Below are 14,854 nucleotides of genomic sequence, written 5' to 3' on the forward strand. Positions count from 1 at the left end.
CCCAAGAAAGACGTGGTTGTTGTCGACGTGGCTGGTGGTTCCGGTACGTACACAGTGGCCAACGTCCCTCTGGGGCTCGCGGTTTTTGCCAGTGCGGAAAGCCACATCGGCTATTGGCTCACCAAAGTAAGCGAAACGGTATTCGCACTTCCTGGCGATATCTCCTTTGAGAAGACCGGCTTCATGTTCGGATCGCGTGCCATCAAGGATAGACAGAGCGTGCGCTTCTACGATCCCAATCTGGTCAGCTCCCTGACCAACCTGACCAAGGATTGTGTTTACCCGGAACTGAACAACAACGGACCTTTTTTCGATCAGATCATGAAGTCTGGCGACATCTGGGCAGACATCGCTCCCCAGATGAACCCCGGACTGCTGGTTCAGGTTTATGACAACGCTGCAGGCGTCTACAAGGTAGTCGGCTGTGATCAGGCCTGGTCTTACATTGATGCCCAGATCAACCCGCATGTTTCAAATGACATCCTGCCCCGCCTGGGTAGGATGCTCAACCCGAGCTCGCCTACCTCTGCAGCTGCCTCTGCGCTGGTGGCCGCTCAATTACCTGCCGTAGACAACTTTATTTTCGGGGTGAGTCAAACCGCGCAGGAATCCATTAAGCAAGCGGCGATGATCAACCTGATCGCGGACTCCACGGTTTTCGTGCCACAGATGATCGGCGATACGACATCGGCGCAGGTCGCGCTATCGACGGCGATGGCATCTGCCAGCGCAAACAGCAGCTATCGGACCATGGCCAAGATCGCCGAATCGTCCATGCCCCTGATCCGAAACGCCATCCATATCGTGATTCTGGCGCTGTTTCCCATCGTCATGCTCCTGATCATTGTGGCCGGATCAAAGGGTGGCCTGGTTCTCAAAACCTATCTAATGGCCTTGTTATGGATCAACCTCTGGGCGCCGGTTTACGCAGCGCTGAATTTCTTCACCAGCTGGTACGCGACGCTCGGTGCCAAGGCTGCCGTCGACGGGATGAATCCCCTCTCCTACGCAAGCCATCAGGCGTTGATGCACTCCATGATTTCCGATCAGGGTGTTGCCGGTATTCTCACGCTCTCGGTACCGGTCATCGCCTACATGCTGACCAATGTCAGCGCGGCATCTTTCACCAGCGTCATATCAGGCGTCATGAGCCCGGCAAATTCCTCCGCTCAAACCGCAGGCGCGCAGGTCGGTACCGGGAATATCAGCGCTGGCAACACTCAATGGGGCAATGTCACCATGGGGAACTGGAGCGCGAACAATAGAAGTGCGGATCAATGGAATGCCGCGCCGATGAACCGGCATGGTGCCGCGATCGACCAGGCTGTCGGAGCGGACGGTACGGTGATGTCGTCCTATGGAAATGGAACATCTACCGCAGCGCAACCTATGAATGCCCTGAGGGTGGGGGCTTCTGTCACAGCCGGTCAGAACGCCGGTCTGCTCCAGCAAGCCGGTAAACATGCCTCGGCCGGGCAAGCTCATACCATCGCCGCAGGAAAGGCAGAAGAAACCATTCTGTCCAAAGCCCGCGCTCATCTGTCGTCGCTCGCCACCACCAACCAGAGTGGCTTTGGCGGCAGATCGAGCTCGGGAGGTGATTTCACGGGATCATTTGGTAAGTCGGCAAGTTCAGGTGAGGAGTCGGGGAGCGGCGCGACTTATACGACATCAAATCGGGCATCGCAGACAGGTAAGGTTCAGGCAGGCGCAGGCGTAGACACTGGCCTCGGAGAGTCCCAGACTGTGGCGCCGGCAACCAGCAAGGATCCGACTTCGGGTGACGGGGGAATCCAGTCGCGGGAATCGAGAAGCGGAAGATCAGGGGTCAAGGTCAATTTTGGTGCTGGCATTGATGTTGCCCAGCTATATGCAGCGGGGATTGAAAAGCAAAGTCGCACCGGTGAGAAAAGCGCGGTGCTGGGCAATGCCGATGCGAGGCAGGCATTCTTTGATCGGCTGGAGAAAGACCGCGATTTCCGGCATTTGGCGCTTGGCCAGGATGCGGACAGCCAAACCACAGGGGCGACACTTAGTAGCCGGCGCACGCACCTCGACCAGGCGCAAGCTGAATTCCGCCAGGCTGAAGACCTTACCCAACAGGCCAATCAGGGCTCATCCCGCGGAGTGGGCGTCAGTTACGATCCGCTCAAGGATCCGGCAAAAACGAATGCCGCGTTGGCGTTGGTCGACGCCGTCGAAGCCGCACCACCCGGACAACGCGACCAGGTGGCGCTCAATGGTCTGAAGACCATGGGATACGATCAGGGCGGCCAATTGCCATCCGCATACCAGGATGGCACAGCGGTACATGCCACCCCAGAGGAAGTCCAGGCGCTGGCACAAGCCATGATGGATGATCCGGCCTTGGCAAACCAGATACGTGCCCTGCATTCAGGCCATCTCAAGGACGTTCCAAAATCAGGCGTGCCTGTCGGCGCCGGATCCGCAGCCGCCAACTCGAACAGCGATCTGCCGGGCAATGCCCAGGACTATCACGACCAAGGCAAGGAGACGCAGCAAAAGGCGATGGACCACCACGAGGCGAAGCAGGAATCAGGAGAATTGCGCTACCAGGGAGAGGCAGGCGATGCCGCGCCTCAATCGCATAGTGTGGCGACCCACAACAAGCTCATGAATACGGCGGAGAACGCCGCCACCGCCGACATGACGTTATCGCTGCAACAATCGCTCCCGAACGAGGTCGCGGGAATCAAAGTACCAAGAGCCGAACCTACCCTTGAGCAGTTCCAGGAAAAGGTTGGATATCGGCCTGACGGAAAAGTTGAAGGCGAAAAGAATTAGCTCGTGATTAGTTGCTGGTCGTGTGATGTATGTTTGTCGGAAAATCGCTGAAAACAGGATCGTGGTGATGATCAAAAAGACGTTCAGTCGGTTCAGGCGTCTCCCAAGATTCGCTCCCCCTCACCCCGCCAGCAGGCCAGCCCTGCGCCTCATCGATCAGTCCGAAGGTATTTGCAGCAGCGTAGACGACGAGCGCGAGCAGACCGCCGATGGCCGGGCCGACAGTCAGCGCGATCACAGCAACTTGCGCCAGGCCGAATACATGGGGAGCCATCAACCAGGAAAATCCGATGATCGGCGTCAGGAAGGCCAGCAGCAGAGCCAAGGCGGTTTTGCGGTTGCGTTTCCAGTTGAAGTCATGCAGAGCGTAGCCCAAGCCGAAGCCCACAAAGCCGAAGAAGGCCGCACTCGCCGCGATGCCTTTGTCCATGCCAAAACCGGCACCGGCAAGCATGCCAAGCGCTGCGCCCGCAAGCGGGTACAGAATTCGGCGGGTTTGAGTTTTCATATTTTTTCTCCTTTTTCCTGCTCTCCTGCGATGTTACTCAGGAGGGCATACCACCCTCCCCATCTAACGCATCATCTTGCTCGCGGATGCGTTGCGGCACGAGTTATCGTGGCTTCTGATACCTTTGCACACACAGAAGCGAGAAAAGTCACGGTTACGATTTCATCTGCTTTCACAAACTACTTTTTTCTCTCGTCAGAAAGCCGGGTTCTGACCCGGCGCGCTTTCCCTTGAGGGCTCGCCTTCCGAATCTCGGTCAACTGTTTCTCGGTCAGTTCACCATCATTCGCCTCATAGGCGGAAATGGTCCACGGATTCAAAACTGGTACGCCGGTTGAATCAAAGTCGGCCACGTTTCGAGTTACGACGGTCATGCCATGTACCAGCGCCGTTGCTGCTATCAGGCAATCCCTGACTGGACGCGGGTCTGGTACATGAAGCCTCGCACTACACAGCGCAACCGCTGTATCGATGGGCAAGATACGACCTGAGAAAGCTGGCATGACGTGGCTACCCAGCCATGCCCGGAAAACTTCACCTTGCGCCGCACCCCGCCGCTCTGCAAGCAACACACCGATCTCCAGTTCCTGGATCGTAATCACTGACAGATAAAGATCTACGGCTTCGACACTATCGGCCCATCTGGCAACGTGCGCATCGGCCTTACCAAGGCGAATTTTGCGAAGTTCCGATACCACATTGGTATCGAGGAGGAACATCAGGCGAGTTCCGCCGGCCGAGCAAGATCCCGCAGTTGCGGAATCTCGAATTCAACGTCCTCGATACCCGGCATTGCCAGCAGATCGGCAATCTTCTGATGGCCACCCGTTATCCGCTGGTACTCCTCAATGCACAGCAGCACATGCGCAGGTTTGCCGCGATCCGTGATGAATACTGGGCCATGCTTCGCAGCCTTCTTGGCCCGGCTAGCGTCCTGGTTAAACTCGCGGCTCGATAGGGTCGTGATGGACATGACGTCACCTCAAAGCAAACATTATGTAGAAATGTTACTACTTTAATTCATTTTTGCAATTACGGTGGCGAATGACTATATGGCTAGGTATTCTCGGTGCCGCCCACTGGTTTGCTGCGTTTGGCCCTGGGGTGAGCCGAGTCATATACCTTCGCCAAGTGTTGCCAGTCCAAGTGAGTATAGATCTGGGTGGTGGTGATGTTGGCGTGGCCAAGCATCTCCTGGACCGCCCGGAGATCACCTGACGATTGAAGCATATGACTGGCAAAAGCGTGGCGGAGCATGTGCGGGTGTACTGATTGCCCCAACCCGGACTGCGAGACCCAGTGATCGAGACGCATCTGTACGCTGCGCACCGAAAGGCGTCTCCCCCAGCGACTGAGGAACAATGCGGGAGTATCGTTACCGCCAAGAAGTGCCTGGCGCCAGCTCAACCAGGTCTTGATCGCTTTGCACGCTTGCCTGCCTACCGGCACCAGGCGCGTTTTGCTGCCCTTGCCGGTAACCCGTGCCTCCCCTGCTTTCAGATCGATATCAATGAAATCCATGCCCGTCAGCTCGGACACTCGCAAGCCTGAAGAATAAAGCAGCTCGAACATGGCGTGGTCACGTGCCAGCAAGACATTCGAGTCAATATCTTGTTCCTTCTTGCCATCGAGGAGCTGGGCGCAACTGTCGGGTGAAAGCGTCTTGGGAAGGGCCCGCTTTACCTTCGGACCTTTTTGCCCGACACATGGGTTGTTCAGGTATCCGAATCTCTGGATGGCGTATGAATAGAATCCACGCCAGCTTGATATATGTCTGGCCACGCTCGCCGGCGATAGGCTTTTCTTCCTGAGCTTGACGATCGCGTCCCGCACATCGGAGGCCACTGCGTCAGCCAGTGCTTTCCCGCTTTCTTCAGTTGTCTGGAGCAAAAAAAGAAGGTCCCGCTGGTAACTTTCAAGCGTGTTCGGAGAAAGCCGCCTCTCGGCCGCGAGGTGTTGGAGGTAGGCCGCAACATGCTGTCGGGAAAGCGTCGTGGCTTCCTTATTGTCCATGTCGGACATCATCAAGTCTCATGGTCTCAGTTTCTCAACCGGGCGGGGATGATCTCCGCCCGGGTACTACCGTTTACCCAAGGATCCAGGCCGTGATCATGAAGATCGCCAATCCGTTCCAGGAGCATATGCTATTCGCAGATAGCATATCGCTTCCTGAGCGACCGTGCTGGCCATTTTGGGCTTCCGGAAAAGCTCAAGTTCACGCTTTTTCAGATTGTCTTTGAGCAGATTGATTTCTTCAACCAGTGCATCCAGCTCGTTCCAGCGCGCTTCGAGCCCGGCATCCCGTATATTCCTCTTGAACGCGGCCTGTCTTTCCCTGTTGGTTGCAACCATGGAATCGACCCCTCGATCGCCGTTACTGGTGATCCTCGACTACTCCGCGCCAGCGTAGGAAAGGGCTTTCTCCCCTTGTAGCGACGCAATCAGCGGGCAAGACACGTTCCCCTTCCGCGCGTGGCAGGCGCACACAAGCTCGGACAGCACAGACTCCATGCTCGCCAGATCAGCCAACTTCTCTCGCACGTCTTTGAGCTTGTGCTCGGCTAAGTGGCTGGCTTCCTCGCAGTGGGTGCCGTCCTCCAGCCGCAGCAACTCTGCGATTTCGTCCAGGCTGAAACCCAACCGTTGGGCCGATTTCACGAACCGCACGCGCGTCACATCCGCCTCACCATATCGGCGAATACTGCCGTAGGGCTTGTCCGGCTCCGGCAGCAAGCCCTTGCGCTGATAGAAGCGGATGGTTTCCACATTGACCCCGGCCGCCTTGGCGAAGGCGCCGATGGTCAGATTTTCCAGATTGATCCCCATACCGCTTGACTCCGTACATGACTACGGAAGTAACGTTACGCTATTCATCCAAGATCCGGAAGGGAGAAAAACATGTTGCAAGAGAAAGCCGGGCGCTTGCCGCTCATCGGCGGCGTCATCGCCGCTATCGCCGCTTCCCTGTGTTGTATCGGCCCGCTGGTGCTGGTCATGCTCGGCGTCGGCGGCGCCTGGGTGGCCAATCTCGCCGTGCTGGAGCAGTTTCGGCCCTACTTCCTCGGGGCGGCCGTCATTGCCCTGTTCTTCGCCTGGAAAAAAATCTACCGCGCTCCAGCGGCGGCCTGCACGCCAGGTTCGCTGTGCGCCATGCCCCAGACCAACCGCATCTATAAGGTTCTGTTTTGGATGGTGGCCGTGCTTGTCGTTCTCGCCCTGATCTTTCCCTACCTCGCCCCGCTGTTTTACTAAAGGAGTCTCGTCATGAAAACGCTCGTTTCGGCGCAAGCCAAAAAACTGATTCTCGCCTCAATCCTGGCTTTCGCTTTCGCTTTCGCCGATGCCGCATTCGCCGCCGTGCGCACCGTCACGCTGTCCGTGCCCGGCATGTACTGCGCGGTCTGCCCGATCACCGTGAAGAAGGCGCTGGTCAAGGTGCCGGGTGTGTCGAAGGCGGTCGTTTCCTTCGAGAAAAAAGAAGCCGTCGTGACCTTCGACGATGCCAAAACCAGCGTCAAGGCGCTGGAAGACGCCACCTTCGAGGCGGGCTATGAATCCACCGTGAAAGGTGAAAAAACCAAATGAGCGAGCAGATCCTCCACCTAACGGGCATGACCTGCGACCATTGCGCCGCATCCGTGAAACAAGCACTGTTGTCGGTCGCAGGCGTAAGCCGTGCCGACGTGTCCTACGCCGCAGGCACCGTCCAGGTTGAAGCCGCAAGCGACGTTCCAGCATCAGCTCTGCTCGATGCCGTGCGCGCCAAGGGCTTCGGCGCGGAAGTCGCGCGCAGCGCCTCGCCCAAGACCGAAGCCAAACTCAGCGTCGCCATCATCGGCACCGGCTCGGGCGCCTTCGCGGCCGCCATCCGCGCAGTGGAAGAAGGCGCTGAAGTGACCGTGATCGAAGCAGGTATCGTCGGCGGCACCTGCGTCAATGTCGGCTGCGTGCCGTCGAAAATTCTGATTCGCGCAGCCCACGTGGCGCATCTGCAAGCCAAACACCCGTTTCCTGGTCTGGCCAAGCATGCGCCCGTGCTGGATCGCAAGGCACTGGTCGCGCAGCAGCAGGCGCGGGTGGAAGAACTGCGCCACGCCAAATACGAAAGCATTCTGGAAAGCAATCCCGGCATTAAACTGCTGCGCGGCTTCGCGCGCTTCGAGGATGCCAGGACCCTCGTCGTGCGCCAAGTCGACGGCAGCGAACAGCGCCGCACGCCCGACCACATCCTGATCGCCACTGGCCGCTCGCCGCAGATTCCGGACGTGCCAGGTCTCGCCGGAACGCCGTTCTGGACTTCGACCGAGGCATTGATCGCCGAGGAAACGCCGACCCATCTGATCGTATACGGCGGCTCGGTGGTCGCGCTGGAACTCGCGCAGGCGTATCTGCGCTTGGGCAGTCGCGTCACCCTCGTGGCACGCGGCACGCTGTTGTCGAAGGAAGACCCGGCCATTGGCGACGGGCTCAAAGCGGCACTGGAAGAAGAGGGCATGCGGGTTCTCACGAACGCCGCCGTGAAATCCGTACGCTTCGACGGCAAGGTATTTGAGCTTGAAACAAGCATAGGTGCGCTCAGCGGTGACCGCCTACTCATCGCCACCGGACGCAAACCCAACACAGCGGGGCTCGATCTCGCGCGCGCGGGCGTAACCATGGATGCCAGCGGCGCCATCGTCGTAGACGACCATCTGCGCACTTCCGTACCCCACATCTATGCGGTCGGCGACTGCACCACTGCGCCGCAGTTCGTGTACGTGGCGGCGGCGGCCGGCACCCGCGCGGCCATTAACATGACCGGCGGCGATGCCGTGCTTGATCTCTCGGTGGTGCCGGCGGTGGTGTTCACCGACCCGCAAGTGGCCACGGTGGGCCTCACCGAAGCGCAGGCAAATACGCTTGGAATGGAAACCGACAGCCGCACCCTTACGCTCGACAATGTGCCGCGCGCACTGGCGAATTTCGACACGCGTGGCTTCATCAAACTGGTGGCGGACAAAAATACCGGGCACCTGCTGGGTGCACAGGTGTTGGCGGGAGAAGGCGGCGAGATCATCCAGACTGCCGCGCTGGCTATTCGCAACCGTATGACGGTCGCCGATCTGGCCGGGCAACTGTTCCCTTACCTCACCATGGTAGAGGGGCTGAAGCTCTGCGCCCAGACCTTCACCAAGGACGTGAAGCAGTTGTCCTGCTGCGCTGGGTGACTCGCTCTGGCGCTCAGGGACGCCAGTAGCGGTAATTTTCCATCTGCAGGCGAATCATCTCCGGCGCGCCGGCGGGGACGAACTCTACCTCCAGCGGGAAATCGGCATCGGTGTACCCTTGCCCACGCATACTGATGCGGCAAGCCTTGAAGCGAACGCCTTCCCGCGCCAGCGCGGCGAGCAGCGTCGCAGTATCGTTGTTGTCGGCCAGCAGCGAGGCAATGCCACCCTCGTAGGCCACCACCTCGATTCTCACCTTGTGCGGACCGATATCCTCCAGCACCTTGGCGATTTGCATGAATGCGCGCCGCTGCGCATCGGAATCGCCGATGGTCATTTGCATGACGAACAGAACCGGCTTCGGCCCGGCCGCCTGGGCATTGATGCCGAACAATCCAGACAAAACGCAGGACAACAGCCATGCACGCAATGCAAACCTCATGAAGCCTCCTACGCGGCAAGACCGGGGATGAAAAAGAAATAGGCATTCAGCATGTAAAGCCCGGAGAGAATCAGGAGCAGCGCGCCGATAACCTCGAAGATTTTCTGCGCATGCCGCAGCGGCTTCAGGCTTTCCAGCCAGCCCACCGCCCACGCGCCCAGGATGATCGGCACCGCGCGCCCAAGGGCGAACGCCAGCAGCAGCGTCGCGCCGAACAGCGGCGAGCCGATGCCGGTGGCCACGCCCAGCAGGATCACCAAGGCTGGCGCGCAGAATGGACATATCGCCACTGAAAACGGAATGCCCAGAGCGAACGCGCCCCAGCCGTTCTCGGCGCGCCTGGCGCGAAACCGGATGACGGGAAGCGGCAGCCTGATCCATCCCGGCCACATCAGGCCCAGCAGGATCAGGAGCGGCCCCAGCACCAGCCCCCATTCCCGGCCCAGGAGTGTTTGCACCCACATCCCGCCCAGGCCGGCCGCCGCACCCAGGAACACATGCATCAGGACCATGCCGGCGATGAACATGGCGCCGAAGCGCACGGCGCGCTTCGTCTCATGGGCCTTGGTCACATAGGCGAGCGAAACCGGAATGGCGGCCAGCGCCACCGGGTTGAAACTGAAGATAAAGCCTGCGGCAAAACCGACCCCCAGCGATGCGAGGCTTGCCTGCTCCAGTGTCGTTTGCAATGCGGTCATGTCCATGTTTCAGATGCCTGTCTGCCAGATCAGAAAAGCGCCGCCCCACAGCAACAGGGCCGTCACGTAGGGGCTCGCTCCGGCGGCCTTGCCCAGGAATGCCAGATGCGCCGCATTCAAGCCATGCAGGCTGTCCCATACCGTGGGCAGCGAAAACATCCCGGCGAAGGCCAGCCCCGCCCCGAGCGCGAGGTCGATGCGCTGGCTCAGGGCGGCGATGACGCCGACCACGGCCACCAGCGGCAGGGTGCAGGCGGGCAGCGTCAGGCCCAGCCTGAGCGCCTGCGGCAGGCGGCGCCCACCCGGGATGAGGCGAAAGAATTCGAGATGGGGAACCGGCAGATAAACCCGGCGGGTCACCAGATAGACCGCGCCGATGATGCCGAGCATAAGCGCCGCCTGTGGCGCGGAGAGCCCGTCGAGACCGATGGCGGCAGCGGCGCCGAAGAGGCCTGCCAGCAAGGCGCTTCGCGAAAGGACCAGTTGGGCGAGCGCCGCGCGACGCTGGCGCGCCACGTCATGGCTGCTGCGGGCGGCGAACAGGGTATGCGTGGCGATGGTGCAGGGTTCGAAAAAGGCCAGCAGACCCAGCCCCGCCGCCGTCACGAGCAACAAGGTGCTCATGCTGCATGTCCCTGTTGGAGCCGCTTTTCGAGTTCCGCCCGCAGTTTGCCGGCACTGGGCAGCGACGCGAACACGAGTTTTCCGTCGATGGCGATGGAGGGCGACACCATCACGCCGAGGTCCACGGCGTAATTCATTTCCTCCAGGATGTTCACGTCGCGCCACTGCACCTTGTCCGCGCCCAACTCTTCCGCGACCGCCTTGAGCATGGTCCTGGCCTGGCCGCATTTGCCGCAGCCCGGCGAGGAAAACACTTCGATCTTGATCATCGTTTTTCTCCTTTGCCTTGTTTGGCCATGCTGTTTTCCAGTGCCGCGAGGATGGGGCACTCGTCCAGCGGACGGGTCTCGTCATCGCAGATGGCGATCAGCCCGGAAAGCGCGCCGGACATGGCCTGCAGCGCGCGGATCTTGTGTTCCAGTTGCAGTTTCTTGGCGATGGCCACGCTCTTGACGTCCTTGCAGCAGGCCGCGTCGCTGTTTTTCAGGGTCAGCAGTTCCCGGATTTCCGACAGGCTGAAGCCGCACTGCTGCGCCTGCCTGATGAAACGCAGGCGCCGCACGGCATCCTCGTCATAGAGACGATAGCCGGCCCCGGTCTTGGTGGCAGGCGCGAGCAGACCCTCCTTCTCGTAATAACGAACCGTGTCGGCCGTGACGTCGGTTTCGCGTGCGAGTTTTCCGATGGTGCGCATGACTGACTCCTTCATTGACCGGTAGTCTAAACCTTGGAGTCGGGACCATGGTCAAGAGGAATTGTTACAGCGATCTGGAGGCAGAGCGCGTGGGTGCTTGGTTGTCGAATGGCTGCTTGCGCCAACTGGTGTGCAGCGCCTTCTGCTTGATTCCGGGCAGGCTCCGGCTTGCTTGACCGGATCGCACACGCTACAGTCAAACCATACGCTTGTGAGCCTCAGGAGCTGCTTCTCGATGCCGTGCGCACTCAGCGCCCGACAACAGCCCTTTGATTTCGATCGTCACGTTTTCATGAAGTGACCTTCGTGCGTGGCTAGCCTTTTCCGAACCTAATGCGTGCTTCAATCTGTACGGCGGCCGTCTGCAACAAGTCATATGTGATGACGACGGCGTCTCCAGCAACCGCTATATGCTTGATGCTCAAAAATCAACCCTCCCCGCTCTCGCCGCTCAATACAAAATCGGTGCTGCCGATTGCCATCGCACAATGATGGATTGCCATTTATGAGCGGCCTTCTGCATGGGCCGCGGCGGGCATCCCGCCCCGCCCCAACAGCTTGGCATTGATCGCCACGATCACGGTGCTCGCCGACATCAGCACGGCCCCCACTGCCGGGGTCAGCAGCAAACCCCAAGGGGCCGCCACGCCGGCCGCGAGTGGAATCGCAAAGGCGTTGTAGCCGGTGGCCCAGATCAGGTTCTGGACCATCTTGCCGTAGGTCTTGCGCGACAGCCCCAGTATTGCCGCCACGTCTTCCGGGTTGTTGCTCACCAGCACGATGTCGGCGGCTTCGATCGCGACGTCGGTCCCGGCGCCGATGGCCACGCCCAGGTCGGACTCCACCAGTGCCGGCGCATCGTTCACGCCGTCTCCGACCATCGCCACGGTGAGGCCGCGGGCCTTCACTTCGCGGATCTTCTCCGCCTTTTGCTCCGGCAGCACTTCGGCGAAGAAATCGTCCAGATCCAGTTGCCTTGAAACCGTTTGCGCCACCGCTTGCGAGTCGCCGGTGAGCATCATGCACTGGATGCCCATGGCCTTGAGCCGCGCGATGGCCGCTTTCGATTCCGGGCGCACCACGTCGGCCAGTCCGAACACGGCGGCAGCGCGGCCGTCCACCAGCAGGAAGATGGTGGTCTTGCCTTCGGCGGCGAGCGCTTCGAGTTTGGGGTGCTGGACCTGGATGCCCTGTTCCCGTAGATAGCCCGGGCTCACCATTTTTATTTCCCGGCCTTCGACCACGGCCTGCGCGCCACGGCCGGTCAGGTTCTTGAAGTCGCTGGCCTGCGGCCATTCCAGCTGGCGTTCCTTGGCCGTGCGCACGATGCCGGCGGCGATGGGATGCTCCGACTGGCTCTCCAGCGCAGCGGCCAGGCGCAGGCAGGCGGTCTCGTCCAGCTCGCCCAGCGGCACGATGTCGCTGACGCCGAAGCGGCCTTCGGTCAGGGTGCCGGTCTTGTCGAACACCACGGCCCCCAGGTTGCGCGCCCGCTCGAATGCCGCGCGGTCGCGGATGAGCAGGCCATGCGAGGCGGACATGCTGGTGCTCACCGCAACGACCAGCGGCACGGCGAGGCCGAGGGCATGGGGACAGGCAATCACCATCACGGTGACGGCGCGCTCCATGGCGAAGGCGAAATCGCGTCCCAGTGTCAGCCACACGAACAGGGTGGCGAAGCCGCCGCCGAGCGCAATGGCGGTCAGCCACACGGCCGCCCGGTTGGCCAGGTCCTGGCTGCGCGAGCGCGATTCCTGGGCTTTTCGCACCATCTCCATGACCTGCGACAGATAGGTCTGCCCGCCGGTTTTTTTGACTTCGAGGGTGATCGCACCTTCGCCGTTGACCGACCCGCCGATGGCCTCGGCCCCCTCGCCTTTTTCCACCGGCTTCGATTCCCCGGTGAGCATGGATTCATCCAGGCTGGTCTGGCCGGAGACAATGATGCCGTCGGTGGGCACGCGTTCGCCCGGCTTCACCAGGATGCGGTCGCCGGGTGCGACGTCGCCGACGGGAATGTCCTCGGTGTTGCCGTCCGGCCCCACGCGGTGCGCTTCGGAAGGCAGCAGCCGCACCAGGGCTTCGAGCGCGCCGGAAGCGCCAAGCACCGACTTCATCTCGATCCAGTGGCCGAGCAGCATGATGTCGATCAGGGTCGCCAGTTCCCAATAGAAGCCCATGCCGGGCAGGCCGAAGGTGACTGCACTGGAATAGAAATAGGCCGCGCTGATGGCCACCGCGATCAGCGTCATCATGCCCGGCTGCCGCTGCCGGAGTTCGTCGCCGAAGCCCTTCAGGAACGGCCAGCCGCCATAGAAGAATACGATGCTGGAGAAGCCGAACAGCACATAGGCGTCGCCGCGAAACGCCACCGGCGCCGCCAGGCCGAGCATCTCCCACAGGCCGGAGGACAAGGCCAGGATTGGAATCGTCAGCGCCAGCGAAATCCAGAAGCGTCGTCTGAAATCCGCCACCATGTGGGCGTGGTCATGGCCGCCGTGGTTGCCCTGCGCGCCCTTCGCGTGAGCGGCGTGTTCGTCGCCTCGAGGCGGCGGGCTCTCGATTGCGTATGTGTGTCCGGCGTGTTCGTCCATCTGCCTCTCCGTCATCTGTCGTCGAATCCGATCGACGCTTGTCTGCGGCTAGCTGCTGAAGGGGGATTTATTGCGCGCCTATCCCTCCATGGCCCCGCCAGAAACGCGCCATGTCCCGTCGCTGGCTATCCGTCAACACGCCATCGATTTTTTGCTGCAGGTCGATCGCTGCTTCGAGTTGCTGGCGCTGAAGCTCGAACAGTTTCTGCGAGGCGGCGCGAATCGCGTCCCAGTCCCGCTTCTCGTTCATATGCAAACGATTGAGTGTGTCGTGCGCAGCCCAAAGCTGCTGTGCCAGGCTGCGGGTGCGCGCCAGGGCCTCCTGTTGCAGCTGGTCGATCTTCTGCGCCTGTTCGGACGTCAGATCAGGGGGCGTCATGCCTAAGCCCATTCCGGCGCCCATCCCCGGCATCCCCGCGCCATACGGGCCCATCATCCCGTGGAACCTGCCCATGCCCCATCCCTGGCCCGGCGCCGTGTCCCCCATCATTCCGGGTCCCATGCCGTACCCACCCTGACCGCGGTCTGCACGATAGCCGCTGTCCCAGGCGCCCATCCGTCCCTAGCCATGCCACGGCCCGTAGCCCATGCCGCCATGGCCGAATGCGAGCCATCCCGTCACGACGACGAGAACCACCCACAAAGCGATCCAGAATCCGTGTTTCCGATTCATTTCTTCTCCTTTCTGCAAACAGGATGCGCAGTCCGCCCGGGGTTGCCCGTCTACTCGGTCAGATCGCGCTTTCTCTTCTGAAACTCCTGTTCGTCGATTTCGCCGCGCGCATACCGTTGCTTAAGAATGTCCAGCGCCTTGCTGTCGCCGCCACTGCGCGCGTCACCGCCGGACGACGTGGCCACCCATCTCACCAGCGCGACAACGCCGACGATGATGAGCACCCACCACAGGATCATGAAAATCCCGCCGAATCCGAAACCGCCTGCCATGCCATAACCGTCCATCATTGTCGTTCTCCTGTCATCACTTCCGGCCGTTTCCGGCTGCTCGATTGCAATACGCTTAGGAAATCCTGAACCAGTCGTCACCCCGGCTGAGGCCGGGCCCAGGCGCTTGATCTAACTAGATTCCTGCATGCACCCGCAAGGGGCAGGCTGCGGTTGTAAACAGCTAATAACTTTTAGGGCCACCACAAACCACTTAGCCGACGCTTTGCCTGGCGTTCAGTTAATCAGGGCGGCAATTGCGAAGATGGTCCCGATCCAGAACAGGCAGAAAACCTATCCAACCAAATGCTGCGCGCCTCACGGTGACCTCAGCTACGCT

The 14,854-nt window shown here is 60.6% G+C and carries 18 protein-coding genes; 4 read left to right on the forward strand and 14 right to left on the reverse strand.

What is annotated here, in order from left to right; all coding sequences use genetic code 11:
* Nucleotides 1-2,805: conjugal transfer protein TraG N-terminal domain-containing protein (locus tag BGO62_RS01980; protein WP_296638901.1), on the forward strand; the 2,805-nt coding region annotated here is incomplete at its 5' end.
* 7 nt (nt 2,806-2,812) lie between these two features.
* Here BGO62_RS01980 and BGO62_RS01985 read toward each other — a convergent pair.
* The 6 genes from BGO62_RS01985 to merR form a co-directional block, all read right to left on the reverse strand.
* Nucleotides 2,813-3,313 carry a hypothetical protein gene (locus BGO62_RS01985; protein WP_296638902.1) on the reverse strand — a complete coding sequence of 167 codons (501 nt, stop codon included), beginning with the start codon at nt 3,311-3,313 and terminating at the stop codon, nt 2,813-2,815.
* 179 nt (nt 3,314-3,492) lie between these two features.
* Nucleotides 3,493-4,032, reverse strand: coding sequence for a type II toxin-antitoxin system VapC family toxin (locus BGO62_RS01990; protein WP_296638903.1), 540 nt, complete (start codon nt 4,030-4,032; stop codon nt 3,493-3,495).
* Nucleotides 4,032-4,286 carry a type II toxin-antitoxin system Phd/YefM family antitoxin gene (locus BGO62_RS01995; protein ID WP_296638904.1) on the reverse strand — a complete coding sequence of 85 codons (255 nt, stop codon included), beginning with the start codon at nt 4,284-4,286 and terminating at the stop codon, nt 4,032-4,034. The genes BGO62_RS01990 and BGO62_RS01995 overlap by 1 nt, the downstream gene beginning before the upstream one ends.
* 83 nt (nt 4,287-4,369) lie before the next feature.
* A complete protein-coding gene (gene xerC, locus BGO62_RS02000; protein WP_296638905.1) occupies nt 4,370-5,338 on the reverse strand; it encodes a tyrosine recombinase XerC in 969 nt (322 codons plus the stop codon).
* An 84-nt stretch (nt 5,339-5,422) separates the two neighbouring features.
* Nucleotides 5,423-5,665, reverse strand: a complete 243-nt coding sequence (locus BGO62_RS02005) for a hypothetical protein (RefSeq protein WP_296638906.1) — start codon at nt 5,663-5,665, stop codon at nt 5,423-5,425.
* Between the two features lie 39 nt (nt 5,666-5,704).
* On the reverse strand, nt 5,705-6,139 hold the full coding sequence (gene merR / locus BGO62_RS02010; protein ID WP_296638907.1) for an Hg(II)-responsive transcriptional regulator: 435 nt from the start codon (nt 6,137-6,139) through the stop codon (nt 5,705-5,707).
* 72 nt (nt 6,140-6,211) lie between these two features.
* On the opposite strand from merR, the gene merT reads away from it, so the two are divergent.
* Genes merT through merA form a run of 3 tightly spaced genes read left to right on the forward strand, consistent with a single transcriptional unit; the run spans nt 6,212 to nt 8,520 of the window.
* Complete coding sequence (gene merT, locus BGO62_RS02015; protein WP_296638908.1) at nt 6,212-6,565, forward strand: mercuric ion transporter MerT; 354 nt, start codon at nt 6,212-6,214, stop codon at nt 6,563-6,565.
* A 12-nt stretch (nt 6,566-6,577) separates the two neighbouring features.
* Nucleotides 6,578-6,898 carry a mercury resistance system periplasmic binding protein MerP gene (gene merP, locus BGO62_RS02020; RefSeq protein WP_296638909.1) on the forward strand — a complete coding sequence of 107 codons (321 nt, stop codon included), beginning with the start codon at nt 6,578-6,580 and terminating at the stop codon, nt 6,896-6,898.
* Nucleotides 6,895-8,520: a mercury(II) reductase gene (gene merA, locus BGO62_RS02025; RefSeq protein ID WP_296638910.1), complete on the forward strand. Its 1,626-nt coding sequence runs from the start codon at nt 6,895-6,897 to the stop codon at nt 8,518-8,520. The genes merP and merA overlap by 4 nt, the downstream gene beginning before the upstream one ends.
* A gap of 13 nt (nt 8,521-8,533) precedes the next feature.
* Here the strand turns inward: merA and BGO62_RS02030 are convergent, their stop codons facing one another.
* From BGO62_RS02030 to BGO62_RS02065, 8 genes are all read right to left on the reverse strand, one after another.
* Nucleotides 8,534-8,950 carry a DsrE family protein gene (locus BGO62_RS02030; protein WP_296638911.1) on the reverse strand — a complete coding sequence of 139 codons (417 nt, stop codon included), beginning with the start codon at nt 8,948-8,950 and terminating at the stop codon, nt 8,534-8,536.
* 20 nt (nt 8,951-8,970) lie between these two features.
* Nucleotides 8,971-9,660: a cytochrome c biogenesis protein CcdA gene (locus BGO62_RS02035; RefSeq protein WP_296638912.1), complete on the reverse strand. Its 690-nt coding sequence runs from the start codon at nt 9,658-9,660 to the stop codon at nt 8,971-8,973.
* 9 nt (nt 9,661-9,669) lie between these two features.
* Nucleotides 9,670-10,284, reverse strand: coding sequence for a hypothetical protein (locus tag BGO62_RS02040; RefSeq protein WP_296638913.1), 615 nt, complete (start codon nt 10,282-10,284; stop codon nt 9,670-9,672).
* On the reverse strand, nt 10,281-10,553 hold the full coding sequence (locus BGO62_RS02045; RefSeq protein ID WP_296638914.1) for a thioredoxin family protein: 273 nt from the start codon (nt 10,551-10,553) through the stop codon (nt 10,281-10,283). Before BGO62_RS02045 ends, BGO62_RS02040 begins: the two co-directional genes overlap by 4 nt.
* On the reverse strand, nt 10,550-10,978 hold the full coding sequence (locus BGO62_RS02050) for a heavy metal-responsive transcriptional regulator (protein ID WP_296638915.1): 429 nt from the start codon (nt 10,976-10,978) through the stop codon (nt 10,550-10,552). Before BGO62_RS02050 ends, BGO62_RS02045 begins: the two co-directional genes overlap by 4 nt.
* A gap of 503 nt (nt 10,979-11,481) precedes the next feature.
* Nucleotides 11,482-13,572, reverse strand: a complete 2,091-nt coding sequence (locus tag BGO62_RS02055; RefSeq protein WP_296638916.1) for a copper-translocating P-type ATPase — start codon at nt 13,570-13,572, stop codon at nt 11,482-11,484.
* A gap of 67 nt (nt 13,573-13,639) precedes the next feature.
* Nucleotides 13,640-14,062, reverse strand: coding sequence for a periplasmic heavy metal sensor (locus BGO62_RS02060; RefSeq protein ID WP_296638917.1), 423 nt, complete (start codon nt 14,060-14,062; stop codon nt 13,640-13,642).
* A gap of 233 nt (nt 14,063-14,295) precedes the next feature.
* On the reverse strand, nt 14,296-14,535 hold the full coding sequence (locus tag BGO62_RS02065; RefSeq protein WP_296638918.1) for an SHOCT domain-containing protein: 240 nt from the start codon (nt 14,533-14,535) through the stop codon (nt 14,296-14,298).
* Nucleotides 14,536-14,854: the final 319 nt, after the last annotated feature.

The sequence above is a fragment of the Thiobacillus sp. 65-1402 genome, assembly GCF_001897685.1.
In the GTDB taxonomy this organism is placed as follows: Bacteria; Pseudomonadota; Gammaproteobacteria; order Burkholderiales; family Thiobacillaceae; genus Thiobacillus.

Bases quoted from the DNA above. Each gene is read 5' to 3' on its own strand.
- BGO62_RS01995 (WP_296638904.1), bottom strand. From the start codon at position 4,286: ATGTCCATCACGACCCTATCGAGCCGCGAGTTTAACCAGGACGCTAGC.
- merR (WP_296638907.1), bottom strand. From the start codon at position 6,139: ATGGGGATCAATCTGGAAAATCTGACCATCGGCGCCTTCGCCAAGGCG.
- merT (WP_296638908.1), top strand. From the start codon at position 6,212: ATGTTGCAAGAGAAAGCCGGGCGCTTGCCGCTCATCGGCGGCGTCATC.
- merA (WP_296638910.1), top strand. From the start codon at position 6,895: ATGAGCGAGCAGATCCTCCACCTAACGGGCATGACCTGCGACCATTGC.
- BGO62_RS02040 (WP_296638913.1), bottom strand. From the start codon at position 10,284: ATGAGCACCTTGTTGCTCGTGACGGCGGCGGGGCTGGGTCTGCTGGCC.
- BGO62_RS01985 (WP_296638902.1), bottom strand. From the start codon at position 3,313: ATGAAAACTCAAACCCGCCGAATTCTGTACCCGCTTGCGGGCGCAGCG.
- BGO62_RS02005 (WP_296638906.1), bottom strand. From the start codon at position 5,665: ATGGTTGCAACCAACAGGGAAAGACAGGCCGCGTTCAAGAGGAATATA.
- BGO62_RS02065 (WP_296638918.1), bottom strand. From the start codon at position 14,535: ATGATGGACGGTTATGGCATGGCAGGCGGTTTCGGATTCGGCGGGATT.
- xerC (WP_296638905.1), bottom strand. From the start codon at position 5,338: ATGATGTCCGACATGGACAATAAGGAAGCCACGACGCTTTCCCGACAG.
- merP (WP_296638909.1), top strand. From the start codon at position 6,578: ATGAAAACGCTCGTTTCGGCGCAAGCCAAAAAACTGATTCTCGCCTCA.
- BGO62_RS02055 (WP_296638916.1), bottom strand. From the start codon at position 13,572: ATGGACGAACACGCCGGACACACATACGCAATCGAGAGCCCGCCGCCT.
- BGO62_RS02060 (WP_296638917.1), bottom strand. From the start codon at position 14,062: ATGATGGGGGACACGGCGCCGGGCCAGGGATGGGGCATGGGCAGGTTC.
- BGO62_RS02050 (WP_296638915.1), bottom strand. From the start codon at position 10,978: ATGCGCACCATCGGAAAACTCGCACGCGAAACCGACGTCACGGCCGAC.
- BGO62_RS02035 (WP_296638912.1), bottom strand. From the start codon at position 9,660: ATGACCGCATTGCAAACGACACTGGAGCAGGCAAGCCTCGCATCGCTG.
- BGO62_RS01990 (WP_296638903.1), bottom strand. From the start codon at position 4,032: ATGTTCCTCCTCGATACCAATGTGGTATCGGAACTTCGCAAAATTCGC.
- BGO62_RS02045 (WP_296638914.1), bottom strand. From the start codon at position 10,553: ATGATCAAGATCGAAGTGTTTTCCTCGCCGGGCTGCGGCAAATGCGGC.